Source organism: Rothia mucilaginosa (assembly GCF_964210535.1).
In the GTDB taxonomy this organism is placed as follows: Bacteria; Actinomycetota; Actinomycetes; order Actinomycetales; family Micrococcaceae; genus Rothia; species Rothia mucilaginosa_F.
Genome location: NZ_CAXOMR010000010.1, coordinates 37,257 through 58,491, shown reverse-complemented (window position 1 = coordinate 58,491; position 21,235 = coordinate 37,257). Strand labels below are relative to the sequence as shown.

Here is a 21,235-nt window from a genome sequence, read left to right as displayed (position 1 = left end):
CGACCGGATGCGCAAAAGCGGGAATCTTCTTCGCGCCTGGCCGCCTGCGCCTTCCGGTGAAACCTCCTGCGCCACACGCCTTGACGTTCTGCGCCTCCCGCGAGGCACCCCTGTTTTAGTCGCCCCTGTTTTAAGAGAAGATAGAGTCATGGAAAAAATGAACGTCGAATCCTTCAACCTCGACCACCGCGCCGTAGCAGCACCCTACGTGCGTATCGCAGACCGCAAGGTCCTGCCCGGTGGCGACACCCTCATCAAGTACGATATCCGCTTCACCCAGCCGAACACCGCGCACCTGGAAATGCCGACCGTGCACTCCATCGAGCACCTGAGCGCCGAGCACATGCGCAACCACACCGACCGTCTGATTGACTTCTCCCCGATGGGTTGCCAGACCGGTTTCTACGCGCTGACCCTGGGCCTGGAGCCCGAGGATTTCTTCCCCATCCTGGAAGCAACCCTCAACGATATCCTCAACGCGACCGAGGTTCCGGCAGCGAACGAGGTTCAGTGCGGTTGGGGTGCCAACCACACCCTCGAAGGCGCGCAGGCTGCGGCTCGCGAGTTCCTCGCGGCACGCGATGAATGGGCGCAGGTGATGGCGTAATGAGCGCACAGATCCCTGACGCTTTCGCATCCGCCTTCAACCCGGTGGACTTTGACCCGAACGCTTTCGACCCGGCTGAGGCATTCAACAGCATGTTTGAGCTGATGGACGGCATGTCTAACGCCATCATCATTCAGGTGGCTATGGATGAGGAGCTTGCACCCTTCCTGAAGGTCACCGAGGAGCTGCAACCCTCCTTCACCGAGGGCACCGCAGTATTCCACCCGCGCTACCTGCAGGTGGGCGAGGACCAGGTTCCGCTGCTGCTGGTTCGCTCCAAGATTGGTCTGGTGAACGCAGCGAGCGCCGTCACCGAGGCGATCAGCTACTCCTCGAACTGCCTGGGCGTCATTAGCGCAGGTACCGCCGGAGGTTTGGCTCGCGGCATCAACGTGGGTGACGTGCTGATTGGCGAGAACTACACCTACACTGACGCCGACGCGACCGCGTTCGGTTACGCGCGCGGCCAGGTTCCGGGCATGCCCGAAAGCTACGACGGTCAGGTGGACGAGTGGCAGGATGCCCTGGAGCATGCGCTCGCCGCGCTGGAGCCGGTGCGTGAGCAAGCTGAGAACGCGTGGGAGGTGCGCCGCGGCCAGATGCTGGCGGGTAACTCCTTCGTAACCGCCCACAACGTGAAGGACACCCGCGAGGCGTTCGAGGGCGCCATCAGCACCGACATGGAGACCACCGCTATTGCTCAGGTCTGCCACAACTATGAGATTCCGTTTATCGGGGTGCGTTGCGTGTCTGATCTGTGCGGCCCAGAGGCTGACCAGGACTTCCACCTCTCCGTGGATGTGGTGGCTCCTCGTTCGGCTCGTTACGCGCTGCAGCTGGCTGCTGAGCTGTGGACCGAAGCGCAGCTGGAGGCGCTGGAGCTGGCTCTCTAAAGTTCTAGAGCATGCGGCACGAAGTGAGCTCGCATGCGGCAAGTGCCGGGGCGTGAACCTGACGGGTTTGCGCCCCGCTCTTTGCGCCCCGGTCCTTTTATGCCGGTCTTTTTGTACTGGTTTTTGTACCCCAGTCTTTTTCTGATTAGGCACTTTGATGTACCCGGTCCGTAAGAAACGCAGAAATATTAACCGTGGTGAATATACATTCTGTGTGTCGTGGAGTACTATGAATGAGGAAACTGTCCGATCTCACAGAGGAGTACGTCGTGAAGTTCTGCCCGACTCTCGCCTCCGTCACCGGTCTGCTCGGTGGCTACAAGGTTGCATCTAGCACCGGCATCCGCCCGCTCGGTGGCGCTATCCTGGCACTGTGCGGTGCCGTGGCTTACAAGAATTGGAAGCGTAAGGCTGGCGCAGGCCGTGCCACCTTCCTCACCGCTGTCTACCTCGGCGCGTTCGGCGCCGCTCATCCGCTCGCCAAGAAGCTTGGCGCGTGGCCTGCAGTCTACACCGTGACTGCTGCAACCGCTCTGTGCTCTATCGTCATTGGACGTAAGCGACAGAAGTAGTCTTTGACGAAAAGACGGCGGAAAGGCAACGTTGCCTTCCCGCCGTCTTTTGCGTTCCCTCCCACCGTACCGGTTGGGTGGGGATGCGCCGGGGCGACGCGCGAAGGCAACACTTTCTGCGCAACGCCCCATCACTCGATGGGGAGTGAATCAACCGGTACCGCTCTCAGTCACCTGCTGAGCTGCGGCACCGCTCGATAAGTTTCCCCGCCACCGGCGGGTACACCCCACGAGGTAAAGGAAAAGAAGAAGATGAATACCACTCCGGACTCATCCCCGGTACAGCAGGGCGTAGCTGAGGCTACCTCCGAGAGCCCGCAGTTAGCGCGTGGACTCTCCCTGCGTCACATCATGTTCATCGCCCTCGGCTCCGCCATCGGCACCGGCCTGTTCTACGGTTCGGCATCCGCCATTCAGCTGGCGGGCCCCTCCGTGCTGCTTGCCTACGTTATTGGCGGCGCGGCAGTGTTCATGGTGATGCGCGCAATGGGCGAACTCGCCCTGGCGCACCCGGTCTCCGGAGCGTTCTCCGAATACGCCACCCGCTACCTTGGACGCTGGGCGGGTTTTGTGACCGGCTGGACCTACGCCCTGGAAATGGCGCTGGTCGCCATCGCGGACGTCACCGCCTTTGCCGTGTACATGAAGTTCTGGTTCCCGAACAGCCCCTCCTGGATTTGGATCGTCTCGGTTCTGCTGATTCTGCTCGCCATTAACCTGGCGAAGGTCAAGGCGTTCGGCGAAACCGAATTCTGGTTTACCCTCGTGAAGGTCAGCGCCATTATCGCCATGATCGTTGGCGGCGTGGTTCTGCTCTTCGTGGGTGTGCAGGCGCACGACTCCGTGGCGCCCTCGGTTACGAACCTCTGGGCTCTTGAGGGCGGCTTCTTCGCAAACGGATTTACCGGCTTCCTCGCTTGCTTTACCGTGGTGATGTTTGCCTTCGGCGGTATTGAGAACATCGGTATTGCCGCCGGTGAGGCGAAGGACCCGCGCACCTCGATTCCCAAGGCGATTCGCACGGTGCCGTTGCGCATCCTCATCTTCTACATTCTGACCCTGTCGGTCATCATGTCCCTGTACCCCTGGTACTCGGTGACCAAGGCGAACTCGCCGTTCGTGCAGATCTTTGAGGGACTGGGCATTCCGGCTGCCGCTTCGATTCTGAACGTGGTCATCATTACCGCCGCCATCTCTGCGCTGAACGCGGATGTGTACGGTGCCGGCCGCATGATGTACGGCCTGGCGAAGCAGAACCTGGCGCCGGCTTCCTTTGCGAAGGTTACGAAGAATGGTGCGCCCTGGATGACCACCCTCATCATGGTGCTGGTTATGGCGGTCGGCGTGATTGTGAACGTGCTCTTCGAGAACGCGTTCGAGGTGGTCGCCTCCCTGGCAACCTTCGCGACCGTATTCGTGTGGGTCATGATTCTGCTGGCGCACATTGCCTTCAAGCGTAGCGGCGCCGATACCGAGGCGCAGCCGGTACACCAGCCCCTGTGGCTGAGCTACATGGCGTTGGCGTTCATGGTCTTTATCGTGGTGCTCTTCGGCTGCTTCGCGGACACCCAGCTGGCGCTGGTGATGGGGGCAATCTGGTGCCTGTTCCTGCTGGGCTACTACCGCCTCGTGGTGGTGCGCGCTCGCGCTGAAGCAGCAGAAGCATAGGGAGCAGAAGCATGAATACCGAATAAACGTAGAGCTGGTGCGAAAACCCGGTGTAAGAAACCGATGTGAGAAACCGGCTGTGAAGCCCGGCGACCGGTAGTGTGATGAGCTACCTGCCGCCGGGCTTCTGCTCACCCTTCCACGAAAGCGTCCCGGTAGCGTAGAATGGGAAGAACGCGTCTGCAGTCCGCAGTAGACGACGTGTATTACAGGGCGTAAGCCCACCACCCGGCGGCAACCGTCCGTACGGGACGTATGCGGTACTAACTCTAGGAGTTAAAAAGTGGCACTGGATCCCGCTGTCAAGCAGGCAATCATCAAGGAATACGCAACCCACGAGGGCGACACCGGTTCGCCCGAGGTTCAGATTGCAGTTCTGTCTCGTCGTATCGCCGACCTGACCGAGCACCTGAAGTTCCACAAGCACGATCACCACTCCCGTCGTGGTCTGATGATCCTCGTTGGTCGTCGCCGCAACATGCTCGGCTACCTGAAGAGCGTCGACATCGAGCGTTACCGTTCGCTGATCGAGCGCCTGGGCCTGCGCCGATAAAACAGGAGCGTCTTGACGCTTTTGTGGTGATTAATCGCCTTTAGGCGGTGTGTGCGGACGTGCTGTCAGCACTACCAGCCCTCCATTTCGGAGGCGGGTAGCGCCAGCGCGTCCGTACTGCCGCGTTGAGGGGCGCATCTTCCGCTGGCTAGATTCCAAACTGGAATTCAAAGCTACGTGAGAAGATGCCGTCCCACCTGAAAGAAAGAACACAGGCCGTGCCGGCACACACGCCGCGGTCCTCGGTAGCGAATTACGGAACAACACCACCCCACAACCTCGCCGATAAAAATCGGGCATACGTAGGGGAGCGGTGCCGTGGTTTCCTATCGAAGGCCGACTCGTGCGCCGTACGGCCTACCAAGAAGAAAGAAGGAACCGTGGAAGGTCCCGAAATCAAGTTTGCTGAAGTCGAAATCGACAACGGCATTCACGGAAAGCGCCACGTGCGCTTTGAAACCGGCCGTCTCGCCAAGCAGGCTAACGGCTCGGTGCTCGTCACCATCGATGACGAGACCACCCTGCTCTCCGCAACCGTGGTCGGCAAGTCTCCCCGCGAGGGCTTCGACTTCTTCCCGCTGACCGTGGACGTGGAAGAGCGCATGTACGCCGCCGGCAAGATCCCGGCATCCTACTTCCGCCGCGAAGGCCGCCCCAGCACCGAGGCGATTTTGGCAGCCCGCCTGATTGACCGCCCGCTGCGCCCCGCCTTCACCAAGGGCATCCGCAACGAGGTGCAGGTCGTCGTGACCGTCCTGACCTACAACCCGGACGAAATCTACAACACCTTCGCGATCAACGCTGCATCCGCATCGACCTCCCTGTCCGGTGCGCCGTTCAACGGCCCCATCGGTGGCGTGCGCATGGCACTGATTGACGGCCAGTGGGTCTGCTTCCCCAAGTACTCCCAGTTGGAAAACGCTGTGTTCGACATGGCTGTTGCAGGTCGTATCGTCACCAAGGCTGACGGTACCGAAGACGTCGCCATCATGATGGTTGAGGCAGAAGCAACCGACAACTCCTGGAAGCTCATTAAGGAAGACGGCCAGACCGCTCCCACCGAAGAGATCGTCGCAGAGGGCCTGGAAGCAGCTAAGCCCTTCATCGCAGCACTGTGCAAGGCGCAGGCTGACCTGGTGGCTCGCGCAGGCAAGCCCGCCCTGGAACTGCCCTTCTTCGGCGGCCACGGCGAAGACGTCGACGCAGCAGTTGAGGCATTCGCAGCAGACCGCCTGGCAGAGGTGTACTCCATCGCTGGCAAGCAGGAGCGCGAAGCCGCAGCAGCTGAGCTGCAGGACGAGCTCATGGAAGCTCTCACCGGCGAAGGCAAGGAATTCGAAGAGCGCGCCAACGAGGTCTCCGTAGCATTCGCGGCACTGACCAAGCATGTGGTTCGCCAGCGCATCCTCACCGAGCAGGTGCGCATCGACGGCCGCGGCCTGACCGACATCCGCCAGCTCACCGCTGAGGTTGAAATCCTGCCCCGCGTGCACGGCTCCTCCCTCTTCGAGCGTGGCGAGACCCAGATTATGGGTATCACCACCCTGAACATGCTCAAGATGGAACAGCAGCTGGACTCCCTGCACCCGCTCAAGTCCAAGCGTTACATCCACCACTACAACTTCCCGCCGTACTCCACCGGTGAGACCGGCCGCGTGGGCTCGCCCAAGCGCCGCGAAATCGGCCACGGCGCACTCGCAGAGCGCGCAATCACTCCGGTGCTGCCCTCCCGCGAAGAGTTCCCCTACGCAATCCGTCAGGTCTCTGAGGCTCTGGGCTCCAACGGCTCGACCTCCATGGGTTCGGTCTGCGCATCGACCCTGTCCCTGCTGAACGCCGGTGTGCCGCTGCGCGCACCCGTTGCAGGTATCGCAATGGGCCTGGTCTCTGACGAGGTTGACGGCGAGACCCGCTACGCAGCCCTGACCGACATCCTCGGTGCAGAAGACGCACTGGGCGATATGGACTTCAAGGTGGCAGGTACCTCCGAGTTCGTGACCGCTATCCAGCTTGACACCAAGCTCGACGGTATCCCCGCATCCGTGCTTGCTGGCGCACTGACCCAGGCACGTGAGGCTCGCCTGCACATCCTCGAGGTGCTCGTCAGCGCGATTGACGCACCGGATGAGATGAGCGAGTTCGCACCGCGCATTATTTCCGTGAAGATCCCGGTCGCCAAGATCGGTGAGGTTATCGGCCCCAAGGGTAAGATGATCAACCAGATTCAGGAAGACACCGGCGCAGACATCTCCATTGAGGACGACGGCACCGTGTACATTGGCGCAGCTGACGGCCCCTCCGCCGAGGCTGCTCGTGCGGCAGTGAACGCTATCGCTAACCCGCAGGTTCCCGAGGTTGGCGAACGCTACCTGGGTACCGTGGTGAAGGTGACCGACTTCGGTGCGTTCATCTCCCTGACCCCCGGTAAGGACGGCCTGCTGCACATCTCCGAGATGCGTAAGCTCAACGGCGGCAAGCGCGTTGTTGACGCTGAGGACGTTGTCTCCGTGGGCCAGAAGGTCCAGGTGGAGATCACCAAGATTGATGACCGCGGCAAGCTCTCGCTGGCACCGGTCGTTGAGGGTGGCGACGACGAGTAGTCGTAACCCCCGCTAAGTGATGAGGGGCGTTCGGCGCACCCGGTGCGGTTCATTCCCCGCCGGATGCACCGGGCGCCCCTTCGCTGTGCTTGCATGCATCTTTTGATGCTCACCCACCCCACCAACTGTGGGACTGCCTACAGGCAGTGGGGCGGGAATGCTTACCTTCAGACGTACCTGTTGAAAGGTTTCTTCTCTCTATGTCTATTTCCCTGCCCGTCGAGCTTGAGGCAATCGCCGAAGAGCTCAACTACGAGCACGGCCGCCTCATCTACGAGGGTGTGGGCGGTAACGAGGTGCGCCGCTCCATCCTGCCCGGCGGCGTGCGCGTGATTACCGAAAAAATGCCCGGTACTCGCGGCGTATCCATCGGCTTCTGGGTGGGAGTCGGCTCCCGCGACGAGGCCCCCGGCATGCTTGGCTCCACCCACTTCCTGGAGCACCTGCTGTTCAAGGGCACCGGCACCCGTACCGCCCTGGACATTGCATCCTCCTTCGACGCTGTAGGCGGCGAATCTAACGCCCTGACCGCTAAGGAGCACACCTGCTACTACGCGCGTGTGCTCGACGATGACGCACCCATGGCGGTGGACGTTATCACCGACATGGTCACCAATGCCCTGCTGGACCCGGCTCACCTGGAGCAGGAACGCGGCGTGATTCTCGAAGAGATCGCCATGGACCAGGACGACCCGACCGACGTTGCCTTCGAGAACTTCGTGGAGCAGCTCATGGGCGATAACCCGCTGGGCCGCCCCATTGGCGGTACCCCGCAGGAGATTACCGAGGTGCCGCGTGACGCCGTGTGGGAGCACTACAAGCGCTACTACACCCCGGACCGCCTGGTGATTTCTGCGGCAGGTTCGCTGGAGCACAGCACCATGGTCCGCCTCGTGCTGGAGGCGCTGACCCGCTACGGCTGGAATCTGCAGGAGGGGGTGGCACCGGCACCGCGCCGCGTGCGTACCGACAGCGGTATTGTGCCGCTGAGCGAGCTGCGTGAGGTGGAGAAGGGCTTTGAACAGACCAACATTGTGATGGGCTGCCCGAGCATTATCGCCGGCGACGACCGCCGCTACGCGATGAGCGTGCTGACCAGCGCGTTCGGCGCGGGCATGTCTTCGCGCCTGTTCCAGGAGATTCGTGAGAAGCGCGGCCTCGCCTACAGCACGTTCGCGTTCTCCGGTGCGTACTCGGATGCCGGCTACTTCGGCATGTATGCGGGCTGCCTGCCCGCCAAGACTGAGCAGGTGCGCGAGGTCATGGGCTACGAGTTCGATAAGCTCGCCACCGCCGGTATTACCGAGGAGGAGCTGACGAAGGTCCGCGGCCAGCTGGCCGGCTCCACCGTGCTCGGTAGCGAAGATTCGGGCTCACGCATGTCCCGCCTGGGCCGCGCCGAGCTGGACTCTGGACTGTTCACCAGCACCGATGAGCTGCTGGAGAAGATCCGTGCGGTCTCCCTGGAAGAGGTCCGCGACCTGGCGGCGTACCTGGGTGAGCAGCAGATGATTACCACCATCGTGCGCTAACCCTCAACGCTCCTGAAGCACAAAAATGCCCGTTCCCATACCCCATCAACGAGGGGAGAGAACGGGCATTTTCTTTGTCTGAAGTAGCGCTTACTGGCTGTCTGCCGCTGATGCTCTTGACGCTCAGCACGAGCGGCAGAACCCGAAAAGCTACCGCTGAGAGCTACCCCAGCGCGTTACTTCTGCGCGTTATTATTTCTGCGCCTTGGCAATAGCTTCCATCAGAACCTGTGCGTAGAGTTCCTGACCGGCGGCCTCCGGGTGAACACCATCGGAGGAGAGCAGACCGCTCTGAGTCTGCAGAGCCTGGCGGATCGTAGAGTTCCAATCCGCAATAATCACGCGATCAGAATGCTGCGCCGCGAACTCGCGAATCTTACCGTTTGAGTAGTCAATCCAGGTCAGGTTGCGCGGGCCGTAACCGGTGACCAGCACCAGCTTAGAATCGGCGGGCATAGCCGCCAGAACCTCGTCGAGCTGACCGTCCAGAATGGTCGAGTTCGCGGTCACCGACAGCACGAAGGTCTTACGGATCTGGCCGTTGGCGCCCATGGACTTAATAATCGGCAGAGCCTTGGCGATGGTGCGCGCTTCCGCCGCGTCGATGGATGCTTCGGGCATCTTGTCGTACAACTCGGGGGAAACCGCCACCACGATGGAGTCACCCACAATGGTCACCTTCGAAGAATCCACCGAACCTGCAGCAGCCTTAGAAGCCGAGGGGCTTGCCGAAGCCTTCGCGTCCTTGCCCGCAGCCGACGCACTCGGGTTTGCTGATGCGCTCGCCGCCTGCGCCTCCTGGCGCGCCTTCAGGCGCTCAGCGGCGGCACGCTTGCCGTCCTCAACGGACTGCTGGGCGGTGGTCATCGCCGGAGCGGTGTGTACCGCCAGGCCGGTCGAAGCAGCCGCCACGACAGCGGCAAGAGCCACCGAAACCGGCAGGAACTTAGTGCGCGAGGAGTGGAAAGCCGCCACCACACGGTTAGCGCTACCGCGGAAACCGTAGCGGCGAATCGGGGTCTCAACCCAGCGGTACGACATCTCCGCAATTGCGAAGGTTGCCACCAGAACACCCACGTTCACCAGCGGGGAGCGGTCCGCACCCAGCAGGTAATGCATGACCACGGCGAGCGGCCAGTGCCACAGGTACAGGCCGTAGGAGCGTTCGCCCACCCAGCGCAGGGGCGCGAAGTTCAGCAGGCGGCGCAGCATCTCGGAGGCGCCAGCAAGCATGTCGGGAAGCATACCCTGAATCACGCCCAGTGCCAGCAGGGAGGCGCCGAACAGACCCCAGGGAATCGCGCCGGGTGCCGATTCGGGAACCAGGATCGCGTAGGGAATCAGCGCGAACAGGGACAACCAGCTAATCATGACGCGGGCGAACGCGACCAGGCCGAAGGGCTGAGCCACGCGGTACAGCACGGACTGCTGCAGCGGCGGGTACAGCGACCAGGGGCGCGCGAACGCCAGCAGGGCGCCGAGGAGCAGACCGTAGAGGTGAGTGTCGGTGCCGTAGTAGACGCGGCTGATGGGTGCGCCGGACATCAGAAGAGCGGTAGCAACGCTCAGCGACGCAATAATGCCCAGCACCATAACCACGCTAAAACGACGCCAGCGGCGGCGCAGCAGCAGGCCAGCAGCAACAATCAGCAACGGCCACACCACGTAGAACTGTTCTTCCACCGCCAGCGACCAGAAGTTCGTGAAGAGCTCCGGGGAGGTCTGTGCGAAGTAGTCGTTACCGGCAAAAATGGAAATCCAGTTGGACGAGAAGGTCGCCGCACCGGCAAGCTGACGGCCCAGGTTCACCTGAATATCGCCGCCAATGAGCAGGCTGACCGGGCCGAGGACCAGAATCAGCAGGGTAATGGCGGGAAGCAGACGGCGGGCACGGCGAATCCAGAAGCTGCCCAGGGCAATCTTGCCGGTGAGCGCACCCTCCCGCAGAAGCAGGGAGGTAATCAGGAAGCCGGAGATGACGAAGAAGATATCCACGCCAATCATGCCGCCGGGTAGTACGGTGGGCCAGAAATGGTACACCATCACGAGGAGCACAGCGATTGCTCGCAGGCCGTCCAGACCCGGCAGAATATAACGCCGGTTAGCCTCATCTGGACGCACGGAGGTGGTAAAGAGGGACTTCATACTGTCAAAGCACTCCGTAGGATGGAAATTATAGAAATACTTCCTAATTATATGGTTGCTAACTTTAGATAACGTATTAAACGGCTTGTATGACGGTCAGATTACTTCGCTTTTTATGCGCTGAGGTTCCGCAGTGTATCTCATAGCGTGTGTGCGATGGCGTGCGCCGCGCCCGCACGGGGATAATAGAGGCTGTACGTCGCAGCGTCTGCCCCATCGTCGGGGTGCTCATAAGTTACGGAGGAGAGAAGATGGCCCGCGAGGGTGACGAAAAAATCTGGAAGGTAGCGGTACTCGGTGCCGCGGGCCGCATGGGTTCCGAGGCGGTGCGCGCCGTCAACACCTCCGCAGACATGGACCTGGTGGCGGCACTGGGCCGCGGCGACGACCTGCAGGAGCTGGTCGACGCTGGCGCCGAGATTGTGATTGACCTGACCGTCCCCGAATCCAGCGAATCGAACGTGCGCTTCGCGGTGGAGCACGGTATGCACGCGGTGGTTGGTACGACCGGTTGGACTCCCGAGCGCCTGGACTCCCTGCGCGAGCTACTGGCTGAGCACCCCGAGGTGGGCGTGCTCATCGCCCCGAACTTCGCGATTGGTTCAATCCTGGCAACCGAATTCGCGGCGAAGGCTGCACGCTACTTTGAGTCGGTAGAGATTATTGAGATTCACCACCCGAATAAGGTGGATGCCCCCTCCGGCACCGCCGTGCATACCGCCCGCAAGATTGCCACCGCCCGCGCGGAGGCTGGAGTGGGTGCAAGCCCGGACGCCACCACCTCCGACCCTTTGGGGTCGCGCGGCGCCGTGATTGACGATATTCACGTGCACGCGGTGCGTCTGCGCGGCATGGTGGCGCATCAGGAGATTCTGCTGGGTGACCCCGGTCAGCAGTTGGTGATTCGTCACGATTCCTTTGACCGTGCCTCCTTCATGCCCGGCGTGCTGCTGGGTGTGCGTGAGGTTGCCGCGCATCCGGGTTTGAGCGTGGGCTTGGACGCCTACATGGATTTGTCGTAGGGGAGCGTTATGTCTGAACAGACTTCACCCGAGAACTCGCAGGTACCCTCTGAGGCCCGCGGCCCCTGGTGGACGTCGCTGCGCCTGTGGACCGTCTGCGCATGCGTGCTGATGGTTCTGACCGTGCTGATTCTTCCGCTGCCGCTGACGGCGCGTGCCTCTATTCTGGGCGTGCTGATTTTTAGTGCCGTCTTCGTGACGGTGGATGCAGGCGGCTGGGGTAAGACTTTCGCGGCGCTGACCTGCGCACTGTTGGCGCTGTACCTGGTGCATATTGCGCAGCAGGGCTTTGTGATGCTGACCTCCGGTTCGGTGGCTGGCATGGTGCTCGGCGCGGGTATGATTCTGCTGCCGATTCTGGGGGCCTGGGCGCTGGTGCGTGAGGTGCTTTTTGGTGCTCGTATTCAGCGTATGGCTCAGGAGCTGGCGGCTTCGGGCGAGCTGGCGGAGGATACCCTGCCTCGCACCCCGAGCGGTAAGGTGGACCGTGAGGCGGCAGCGGTGGAGTTTGAGAGCTTCGCTGCGGCGGTGGAGCAGGAGCCTGAGAACTGGAAGGCGTGGTTCAACCTGGCGTGCATGTATGATGCCGGTGGCGAGCGCAAGCGTGCCCGTGCGGCGATGCGTAACGCGTGGGCGTTGCGTTCGGGCGGTGCCGCGAAGGGTATGCGGTAGGCGCTGTCCTTGGCGGCCCGTAGCAGGTACCGCATTTAGTTTCGGTATGAGGTTGATAACGCCGAGGCTGTGTGCCCGGTTTCATAGGCTCTCGCGGAAGTACCGTGGGTTTGGAAGAGTCCGAATAGTAGAACATGCATGATAACTTATGCGTTCTATAGCAAAAATCTGCATTTCGGGCGTACTCTGGACATATGTCTGAGAACCTTTCGAACCCCGGTACTTTTGTTGAACCCGTCTTTGGTCGCCTCCTGACCGCAATGGTGACCCCCTTCGCGAAGGACGGCTCCGTTGACGAAAAGCAGGTTGTAGACCTGGCGAACTACCTTGTGGAGAACGGCCACGACGGCCTGGTAGTCTGCGGTACCACCGGCGAATACTCCACCATGACCGATGACGAGAACGAGCGCGTCTTCCAGATTGTGAAGGATACCGTCGGCTCTCGCGCGAAGATCATTGCCGGTGTTGGTTCAAACGATACGGCGCATACTATTGAGCTGGCGCACCGTGCCGAAAAGATTGGTGTGGACGGCCTGCTGGTCGTGACCCCGTACTACAACAAGCCGACTCAGCCGGGTGTCTACGCCCATTTTGCGACCGTTGCTCAAGCAACTGAGACCCCCGTCATGCTTTACGATATTCCGGGTCGTGCGGGCATCCCCATCGCACCCGAAACCTACCGTCGCCTTGCAGAAATTGATAGTATTGTAGCGGTGAAAGACGCCAAGGCAGACTTCGGTGCCGCAACCGAGGTCATGGCAACCACCGACCTGCACTACTACAGCGGCGACGACGGACTGACCCTTCCCTGGATGGCAATGGGTGCCGTCGGCCTCGTTTCGGTGACCGCACACGTGGCACCCGCACTCTTCCGTGCCCTGATTGATGCTGTCGTTGCACAGGATTTGGTGGAGGCGCAGCGTCTTCACCTGGAACTGACTCCGATTGTCCGCGCAACCATGGGCCGTGCGCCCGGTTGCGTTGCCGCCAAGGAAATTCTTTCCTGGCAGGGTGTGCTGGATGAGCCCGTCGTTCGCCTGCCGCACGTACTCTCCGAACCGGAGGTGGCACAGGCTATGCGAGCTGACCTGCTCTCCTCGAGCATCGCTCACACCCTCAAGAACTCCTAAACTTTGACGCAGACCCGGCGCACTCAATAGCGCGGGGAAGCGTATATATAGAGGAATTCGGCTACCCTACGCCCCGCTTTCGGGGCACGTGATGTAGCCAACGGACGCGGACTCCACACCTAACACTAGGTGAGGGGTCCGCTCTGGCGTATTGCCGCGGTTTACCGCCACATGAAGCGGCTCCCACTCAGACAGGGGCCCACATTAGTCAGAGGCACCCGAGCACTACGCCCCGCATACTTTTGAATACTTTCGGTGATTTGGACGCACCGGCAGCACCACCGCCTCGGCACAAGAAAGCCAGCTGGAGTGCACGCGGTACGAAGCGTCGCCTACGAATCACAGACATCACAAGAAAACATAGAAGAAAGAGGAGACACACGATGAGCGTCTTTGAAGCGAATCTTCCCCTGCCTCCCCGCCTGAAGAAGGACACCCTCCGCGTGGTGCCCCTGGGCGGCCTGGGCGAAGTCGGTCGTAACATGACCGTGTACGAAATCAACGGCAAGCTGCTGATTGTTGACTGTGGCGTGCTCTTCCCCGAAGAGTCCCAGCCCGGCGTGGACCTGATCCTGCCCGACTTCAGCTACATTGTCGACCGTCTGGACGACGTGGTCGCCATGGTGCTGACCCACGGCCACGAGGACCACATCGGCGCGGTTCCTTACCTGCTGCGCCGCCGCCCCGACATCCCCCTGGTTGGCTCCGAGCTGACCCTGGCGCTGGTCGAGGCGAAGCTCGCCGAGCACCGCATCAAGCCCTACACCCTCGCGGTGAAGGAGCACCAGGTGGAGCGTTTCGGTCCGTTCGAGTGCGAGTTCGTTGCTGTGAACCACTCGATTCCGGATGCGCTGGCTGTTTACATCCGCACCAAGGCTGGCAAGGTTCTGCACACCGGTGACTTCAAGATGGACCAGCTGCCCTTGGACGGTCGTCTGACCGACCTGCGCCACTTCTCCCGCCTGGGCGAGGAAGGCGTGGACCTGTTCCTGCCGGACTCCACCAACGCTGAGGTTCCGGGCTTCACCCCGACCGAGAAGCACATCGGTCCGGTACTGTCGAACGTCTTCCGTGACGCCCGCGGCCGCATCATTGTGGCGTCCTTCTCCTCCCACGTTCACCGCGTGCAGCAAGTTCTGGACGCAGCCGCCGAGCGTGGCCGCAAGGTCGTGCTCGTGGGCCGCTCCATGGTGCGCAACATGACCATTGCTGAGAAGCTGGGCTACCTGAAGGTTCCCGCTAACGTGCTGGTGGATCTGAAGAAGGTTGACGACTACCGCCCCGACCAGATCGTGATGATGTGCACCGGTTCGCAGGGCGAGCCGATGGCGGCACTGTCGCGCATGGCGAATGGCGACCACAAGATTCAGATTGAGCCCGGCGACACCGTTGTGCTCGCATCCTCGCTGATTCCCGGTAACGAGACCAGCGTCTTCCGCATCATTAACGCCCTCATGAAGCTGGGAGCTAACGTGGTGCACAAGGGTAACGCGAAGGTTCACGTGTCCGGTCACGCTGCCGCGGGCGAGCTGCTGTACTGCTACAACATCCTCAAGCCGAAGAATGTTATGCCTGTTCACGGCGAGGTTCGCCACCTGATTGCTAGCGGTGACCTGGCGATGGAGACCGGCGTTCCGAAGAAGAACGTGCTGCTCTGCGAGTCCGGCACCGTTGTGGATCTGCGTGATGGCGTGGCGTCCGTGGTGGGCGAGGTTCCCTGCGAGTACCTGTACGTGGACGGCCGCTCCGTCGGTGAGGTCACCGAGAGCGACCTGAAGGACCGCCGCATCCTGGGTGAAGAGGGCTTCGTGTCCATCGTGACCGTCATTGACCGCGCAACCAAGCGCGTGGTGACCGGCCCGGATATTCACGCTCGCGGTATCGCTGAGGACGACTCGGTCTTTGACGAGATTGTTCCGAAGATTACCGCCGCCCTGGAGGATGCTCTGCACCGCGCACCCGAGAAGGTGCACACCGTGCAGCAGCTGCAGCAGATTGTGCGCCGCACCATCGGTGCCTGGATTTCTCGCCGTCTGCGCCGCAAGCCCATGATTGTTCCCGTGGTTGTTGAGAATACCTCGAAGGCTGCGAAGAACTAATACTCTGCGCGAGGCTAATTGCCTGGCACAGCTGAAGGCGGGGTCGATACGTTCGTGTCGGCCCCGCCTGCTGTGTATCTGCGGAACGCATGAGTGAAAGCTACGCGAAAAGCTGCGTAAGCGCGAACGCAGTAGGGGAGAAGCGTCTCGTCAGTGCCCTATCAATGCCTCTATAGGCACCGGGCGGGGCACACTTTTTAGCTCACTGATAACGAAAGAATCGGTACATTAACGGGAAGGTTGATACCCTAAAAGGTATGGCTCCACGGACCACGAAGGGTCGTAACACGACCTCTACTAAAGCAAATACTAAGAAGACCACCCGCAAGCGCACCACCTCCCGAGGCGGTGCCCAGCGCGGTGCCAATGCGGCGAACCCTGTAGCGGGCGCTATCTCCTCCGTCTGGCTGAGCATCGCTCACGCTATCGGTGGGCTCTTCCGCTCCATCGGCGCGGTGCGCACCGACCTTGCGCCCGAAGACCGCCGTGACGGCGGCGCGCTCACCATCCTGCTGTTCGGCCTGATCAGCGCCGGAGTGGAGTGGTACAACTGGCGTGCCCACACCTCCCTCGGTTTGTTGCGTGCGCCCCTGGACGCCTGGCACACCATGCTGGGCGGTATTTTCGGTCAGGGCGCCCTGCTGGTCCCGGTGTTCTGCCTCATCATGGCGTGGTGCATTTTCCGTGGGCCCGACCTGATTAAACGTAATAACCGCGTAGCGGTGGGGTCCTTCATCATGCTGATGGCGACCTCCCTGTTCTTTGCGCGCCATGCGGGTCACCCGACCTTCGCGGATGGTTTTGACGCCGTCTGGGCCGGTGGCGGTGTGGCTGGCGTGCTGCTGGGCACCCCCATCGTGCGGGTGAGCGGCCATATTGCGTTCGTTGAGATTCTGATTCACCTGCTACTGGGTATTGCCGGTCTGATGGTTTTGACGAACACTCCGATTCGTCAGGTGGTGCCGCGTACCCTGCACCTGGTCGGTCTGGCTCTGGGCGAGAAGCCCAATGGTACGACCCGAACCTCCCTGAAGGACAGCCCTTCGGATGCGACTCAGACCGTGGACCTGAACGCTGAGGAGCACGACCGCAGCTACCTGTACGGTGACGATGAGAAGCCGGCACGCCCGGCTAAGAAGTCTGGTGGCCTGTTCTCGCGTCTGCGCGGCTGGTTGGGCTTTGCTCCCACTGCGCCGACCGATTCTTCCCTGGACGAGTACGCCGGTGATGAAGCATTCGTGAGTGCCGTGGTGGATGAGACTCACCCGGAGACCACGCAGATGCCGGTACAGCAGGAGGACTCTGCACAGGATTCTGCGCAGGGATCCGCTCAGCAGGCGCGTCCGGCGGCTAAGCCGAACCGCCTGTCCCGTCTGCCCGGTCGCCTCAACCAGGCACCGGCCGCGCAGAGCACATCTGCGCAGGGTACTTCCGCGCAGAACAGTGCTTATTCGAGTAGCCCGGACCTCTTCGACGTTGAGGCGTCGGATGCGCCCGCCGCCCGCCTCGATCAGGTGCAGCGCGCCGCCGTGGCGAATGGCCGCGTGAACCGTATCCCGGGTGAAGAGCCCCTCTTTGACGTTGAGGCATACGACGGCTTCGGCACCGCTGAGGACGCGGCACCGCAGACCAAGCCTCACCAGGTAGTGAACCAGCCCGCCGCCCCGGCTCCTACCGCTCAGGCTCCTGCGGCTCAGCCTCCGATTCCGACCCGCATGCACTCGCCGGGTGCGCACCCGAAGAATGCGGCTCCCGCGGCTTCGCGAGCGCCTGAGGCTGGCGCATCCCGCCCGCTGCAGAACAATACTCAGGTGGCGACCACCGAGCAGGCTCGCGGCGAGCAGGTTGTGCAGTCTTCCCGCGGCGCGTACGTGCTGCCCTCGGAGGAGATGCTGGTTTCCGGCCCTCCCGCGAAGGAATCCTCCGAGGTCAACGAGCACGTGGTTGAGGCTCTGACGAACGTGCTAGAGCAGTTCAAGGTGGATGCGCAGGTCACCGGCTTCTCGCGCGGCCCGACCGTGACCCGTTACGAGATTGAGCTGGGTCCCGCCACGAAGGTGGAGCGTGTGACCGCGCTGAGCAAGAACATTGCGTACGCTGTGGCGAGCCCTGACGTTCGTATTCTGTCTCCGATTCCGGGTAAGTCCGCAATCGGTATTGAGATTCCGAATACGGACCGTGAGACCGTTGCCCTGGGTGACGTGCTGCGTTCCCCGCAGGCTCACGCGAACCACCACCCGATGGTTATGGGTGTGGGTAAGGACGTTGAGGGCGGCTTCGTGCTGGCGAACCTCGCGAAGATGCCGCACATGCTGGTCGCCGGTGCGACCGGTGCGGGTAAGTCTTCGTTCGTGAACTCGATGATTACCTCGATTCTGATGCGCGCAACCCCCGACCAGGTGCGTCTGGTGATGGTAGACCCCAAGCGCGTGGAGCTGACCGCGTACGAGGGTATTCCGCACCTGATTACGCCCATCATCACGAACCCGAAGAAGGCTGCTGAGGCTCTGCAGTGGGTGGTTCGTGAGATGGACGCCCGCTACGATGACCTCGCCCACTATGGCTACAAGCACGTGGACGACTTCAACAAGGCGGTACGTGAGGGTAAGGTTCAGCCCGAACCCGGTAGCAAGCGCACGGTGCACGAGTACCCGTACCTGCTGGTGATTGTGGACGAGCTCGCCGACCTGATGATGGTCGCTCCGCGTGACGTGGAAGAGGCGATTGTTCGTATTACGCAGCTGGCGCGTGCGGCGGGTATTCACCTGGTGCTGGCGACCCAGCGTCCGTCGGTGGATGTGGTGACCGGTCTGATTAAGGCGAACGTTCCGTCCCGTATGGCGTTTGCGACTTCCTCGGTTACTGACTCTCGCGTGGTGCTGGATCAGCCCGGCGCTGAGAAGCTGATTGGCCAGGGTGACGCGCTCTTCCTGCCGATGGGTGCTTCGAAGCCGATGCGTGTTCAAGGCGCGTGGGTGTCTGAATCTGAGATTCACGCCGTGGTTGAGCACGTGAAGAAGCAGGCGCCGACCATCTACCGTGAGGACGTGATGGTGTCTGCCGCGAAGAAGCAGATTGACGAGGAAATCGGCGATGACCTCGACGATTTGTTGCAGGCGGCGGAGATTGTGATTACGACCCAGTTCGGTTCGACCTCGATGCTGCAGCGTAAGCTGCGCATGGGCTTCGCGAAGGCTGGCCGCATTATGGATCTGCTGGAGTCGCAGGGTGTGGTGGGCCCCTCGGAGGGTTCGAAGGCACGTGAGGTGCTGGTCCGCCCGGATGACCTGCAGGCTACCCTGGCTCGTATTCGCGGTGAGGAGCCTCCGTCGGCTGACCCGTACGCGAATGCGGTTGACCCTGGCGAACCGGTCACCGATTACTTCGATGAGCCCGATGATGAGGGTTCGGAGGACGCCTGGCAGCTGACCGGCCGCTAGCCCTTCAGCGCCCTGTCCATTCGGCTGAGTCCACCCGGTTGAGTCCATTCGGCTGAGTGCGCGCGACATGCACCCCGTATCGTCCCCGTGATGTCTGCTACGGCACACGTATAATGGACGGTACGGGGTGTTTGCGTACCCCCGATACGATTAGGTGTCGGTGCGTACGCGGTCTCTCACCGTCGAAAGCCATCTACCCGTAAGGAGCCGATATGAGTGAAGCTCGCAATTCCGCACCCGCCGGTGCGGTCAGCACAGCGAAGCCTTCAAACTGGAACGTGCCGAATGTGTTGACGGTTCTGCGTATTATTGCGGTTCCTTTCTTCATCGTTGCCCTGGTCGCGGGCGGTACCTTTGGTGCCGCTGATCCAACGCACCGCTGGCTCGCATGGATTATTTTCATTCTTGCCATGCTCACGGACTGGGCGGACGGCTACCTGGCGCGCTCGCGGAACCTGATTACGAGCTTCGGTAAGATTGCTGACCCGATTGCCGATAAGTTCCTCACCGGCGCGGCATTTATTGTGCTGTCAGCGCTGGGTGAGCTGTGGTGGTGGGTCACGATTGTGATTCTGCTGCGTGAGTGGGGCATTACGATCATGCGCCTGTTCGTCATCAAGTACGGCGTGATGGCGGCTAGTAAGGGCGGCAAGATTAAGACTGTGTTGCAGACGGTGGCGCTGGTGCTGATGCTTCTGCCGCTGGGTCAGCTGGGTATCGGTTGGCTGATTCCGGGTTGGGTTCTGATGGGTGCGGTCACCGCGATTACCGTGTGGACCGGCCTGGTGTATGTGCGTGATGCGTATATTTTGCGTCGTAACTGGTTGCAGGCTCAGGCCTCCCAGGGCGGCGGTAAGTAGAGGCGAGGGGAGTGGCGTGTGCTGCTCCCCTTCGCTGTACCTGCGGTGCGTTGTGTGCCGCGTGAGGTTTGGGCGGCGGTGCGCCGCTGAAAGGAGAGAATGATGGTTCCCCTCGTACTTGAAGATGCTCTGTCCCTTGAGCTTTCGACCGCTGAGGTTTTCTCCGGCACCCCGGAGGCGGCGGCGCTGCTACTGCGTGATGCGGTGCGGCAGCGTGCCTCCCAGGAGGGCCCCGTGCAGGTGGCGACGGCTGAGTCGCTGACCGGCGGGGATGTGGGCGGCGCGATTTGTACGGTGCCGGGTGCATCCGCGTATTACCGTGGCGGCGTGATTTCCTATGCCTACGAGGTGAAGGCTCAGGTGCTGGGCGTGGACGCTCAGCTGCTGGCGCGTGAGGGTGCGGTGCATCCTGCGGTGGCGGTGCAGATGGCTGTTGGTGCGGCGCGTGTGTGCGGTGCCGATTATGCGGTGTCGACCACGGGTGTTGCCGGTCCCGACCCTGCGGATGGTCAGCCGGTGGGTACGGTCTATATTGGGGTTCGCTCGCCGCAAGGTTCTGAGGTGTTTGAGCGTCACTATTCGGGGGACCGCGCGCAGATTCGTGCGGCGGCGAGCGCGGATGCGATTGCTCTGCTGGCGCGTGCGGTGCGCGGCGGTGCCGGTGGTGTGCTGGAGAACGAGTTGGCGTAGCGTGCCGGGGGTGGACCGGCTGTGCGGTACCTATCTGAGAAGAAATTTTACGGTTCAAATATATTCACAGGGTTCTCTCAGCTCCGCAGGAATAAAGGCATAGGTTCGCCTGTTTGAATAGATACAAGCCGTAAGAAGAGGACGAAAATGGCGAGACTCCTAGCCCGCGCCTCAAAAATCAGTTAGGCTTAACTCTGTACAGTCCCGCAGGTCGGGAATACCTACTCAGGAAAGTGATATAGAAGCTCATGGCTAAGCAGCGCGTATCGATTAATGGCATTACTAAGTGGAAGGAAATCGAGGAGACCCCCCGACAGGTCGCCCCGGTCGTTGAGGAAGCTAAGGTTGTTCCCCTGCGACAGGCAATCGGTGAGGTTCTTCGCGATGTTCGTCAGCGTCAGGGCCGCACCTTGCGTGAGGTTTCCCAGCGTGCCCGTGTTTCCCTCGGTTACCTGAGCGAAGTTGAGCGCGGTCAGAAGGAAGCTTCCTCCGAACTGCTGGCATGGATTTGCCAGGCTCTGGACATTCCGATGTCCCAGATGCTGCGTGAGGTTGCCGACCGTATGGCGGTTCTCGAGGGCGTTCAGATTCCGGATACTGTTCCGGCTGAAATGTCTGAGCAGTACAAGAGCGATTACTACATTCTCTCGAAGTAATGCGAGGCGGCTGATGCCGCGCTAAACGTAAAGCGATGCCGTGCATCCCCGTAAGGTGGGTGTGCGGCATCGCTTATTCTCGGGTCTATTCTCGGG

Annotated in this window: 16 protein-coding genes; 15 read left to right on the top strand and 1 reads right to left on the bottom strand. The window is 61.5% G+C overall.

From position 1 onward, the window contains the following. Positions 1-148: 148 nt before the first annotated feature. From AB8C10_RS04970 to AB8C10_RS04940, 7 genes are all read left to right on the top strand, one after another. A complete protein-coding gene (locus AB8C10_RS04970) occupies positions 149-607 on the top strand; it encodes an S-ribosylhomocysteine lyase (protein ID WP_005507905.1) in 459 nt (152 codons plus the stop codon). Next, positions 607-1,500: a 5'-methylthioadenosine/S-adenosylhomocysteine nucleosidase gene (gene mtnN / locus AB8C10_RS04965; RefSeq protein ID WP_368867041.1), complete on the top strand. Its 894-nt coding sequence runs from the start codon at positions 607-609 to the stop codon at positions 1,498-1,500. Before AB8C10_RS04970 ends, mtnN begins: the two co-directional genes overlap by 1 nt. Before the next feature lie 233 nt (positions 1,501-1,733). Next, on the top strand, positions 1,734-2,072 hold the full coding sequence (locus tag AB8C10_RS04960; RefSeq protein ID WP_049344379.1) for a hypothetical protein: 339 nt from the start codon (positions 1,734-1,736) through the stop codon (positions 2,070-2,072). A gap of 252 nt (positions 2,073-2,324) precedes the next feature. After that, positions 2,325-3,740, top strand: coding sequence for an amino acid permease (locus tag AB8C10_RS04955; RefSeq protein WP_368867040.1), 1,416 nt, complete (start codon positions 2,325-2,327; stop codon positions 3,738-3,740). Positions 3,741-4,023: 283 nt separating this feature from the next. Next, a complete protein-coding gene (gene rpsO / locus AB8C10_RS04950; protein ID WP_005507098.1) occupies positions 4,024-4,293 on the top strand; it encodes a 30S ribosomal protein S15 in 270 nt (89 codons plus the stop codon). A 380-nt stretch (positions 4,294-4,673) separates the two neighbouring features. Beyond that, positions 4,674-6,893, top strand: a complete 2,220-nt coding sequence (locus AB8C10_RS04945) for a polyribonucleotide nucleotidyltransferase (protein WP_368867039.1) — start codon at positions 4,674-4,676, stop codon at positions 6,891-6,893. Between the two features lie 200 nt (positions 6,894-7,093). After that, the gene (locus AB8C10_RS04940) at positions 7,094-8,425 is read left to right on the top strand and encodes a M16 family metallopeptidase (protein WP_049341706.1); all 1,332 of its coding nucleotides are present in this window, start codon (positions 7,094-7,096) and stop codon (positions 8,423-8,425) included. 192 nt (positions 8,426-8,617) lie between these two features. Here AB8C10_RS04940 and AB8C10_RS04935 read toward each other — a convergent pair whose 3' ends face one another. Next, complete coding sequence (locus AB8C10_RS04935; RefSeq protein ID WP_368867038.1) at positions 8,618-10,570, bottom strand: acyltransferase family protein; 1,953 nt, start codon at positions 10,568-10,570, stop codon at positions 8,618-8,620. A 251-nt stretch (positions 10,571-10,821) separates the two neighbouring features. Between AB8C10_RS04935 and dapB the strand changes: the two genes are divergently transcribed. The 8 genes from dapB to AB8C10_RS04895 all read left to right on the top strand — a co-directional run bounded on the left by dapB (position 10,822) and on the right by AB8C10_RS04895 (position 21,139). Continuing rightward, positions 10,822-11,592 carry a 4-hydroxy-tetrahydrodipicolinate reductase gene (gene dapB, locus AB8C10_RS04930; RefSeq protein ID WP_368867037.1) on the top strand — a complete coding sequence of 257 codons (771 nt, stop codon included), beginning with the start codon at positions 10,822-10,824 and terminating at the stop codon, positions 11,590-11,592. A gap of 9 nt (positions 11,593-11,601) precedes the next feature. Continuing rightward, complete coding sequence (locus tag AB8C10_RS04925) at positions 11,602-12,264, top strand: hypothetical protein (protein WP_368867036.1); 663 nt, start codon at positions 11,602-11,604, stop codon at positions 12,262-12,264. Between the two features lie 194 nt (positions 12,265-12,458). Then, complete coding sequence (gene dapA / locus AB8C10_RS04920; protein ID WP_368867035.1) at positions 12,459-13,394, top strand: 4-hydroxy-tetrahydrodipicolinate synthase; 936 nt, start codon at positions 12,459-12,461, stop codon at positions 13,392-13,394. 383 nt (positions 13,395-13,777) lie between these two features. Then, positions 13,778-15,493 carry a ribonuclease J gene (locus AB8C10_RS04915; protein ID WP_368867034.1) on the top strand — a complete coding sequence of 572 codons (1,716 nt, stop codon included), beginning with the start codon at positions 13,778-13,780 and terminating at the stop codon, positions 15,491-15,493. Between the two features lie 257 nt (positions 15,494-15,750). After that, positions 15,751-18,933 (top strand): FtsK/SpoIIIE family DNA translocase, encoded by a 3,183-nt coding sequence (locus AB8C10_RS04910; protein ID WP_368867033.1) that lies wholly within the window; start codon positions 15,751-15,753, stop codon positions 18,931-18,933. Positions 18,934-19,145: 212 nt separating this feature from the next. Further along, positions 19,146-19,793 carry a CDP-diacylglycerol--glycerol-3-phosphate 3-phosphatidyltransferase gene (gene pgsA, locus AB8C10_RS04905; protein WP_368867032.1) on the top strand — a complete coding sequence of 216 codons (648 nt, stop codon included), beginning with the start codon at positions 19,146-19,148 and terminating at the stop codon, positions 19,791-19,793. A gap of 99 nt (positions 19,794-19,892) precedes the next feature. Next, on the top strand, positions 19,893-20,483 hold the full coding sequence (locus tag AB8C10_RS04900; RefSeq protein WP_368867031.1) for a CinA family protein: 591 nt from the start codon (positions 19,893-19,895) through the stop codon (positions 20,481-20,483). A 248-nt stretch (positions 20,484-20,731) separates the two neighbouring features. Next, the gene (locus AB8C10_RS04895; RefSeq protein ID WP_005507109.1) at positions 20,732-21,139 is read left to right on the top strand and encodes a helix-turn-helix domain-containing protein; all 408 of its coding nucleotides are present in this window, start codon (positions 20,732-20,734) and stop codon (positions 21,137-21,139) included. The last annotated feature ends 96 nt before the right edge of the window (positions 21,140-21,235 follow it).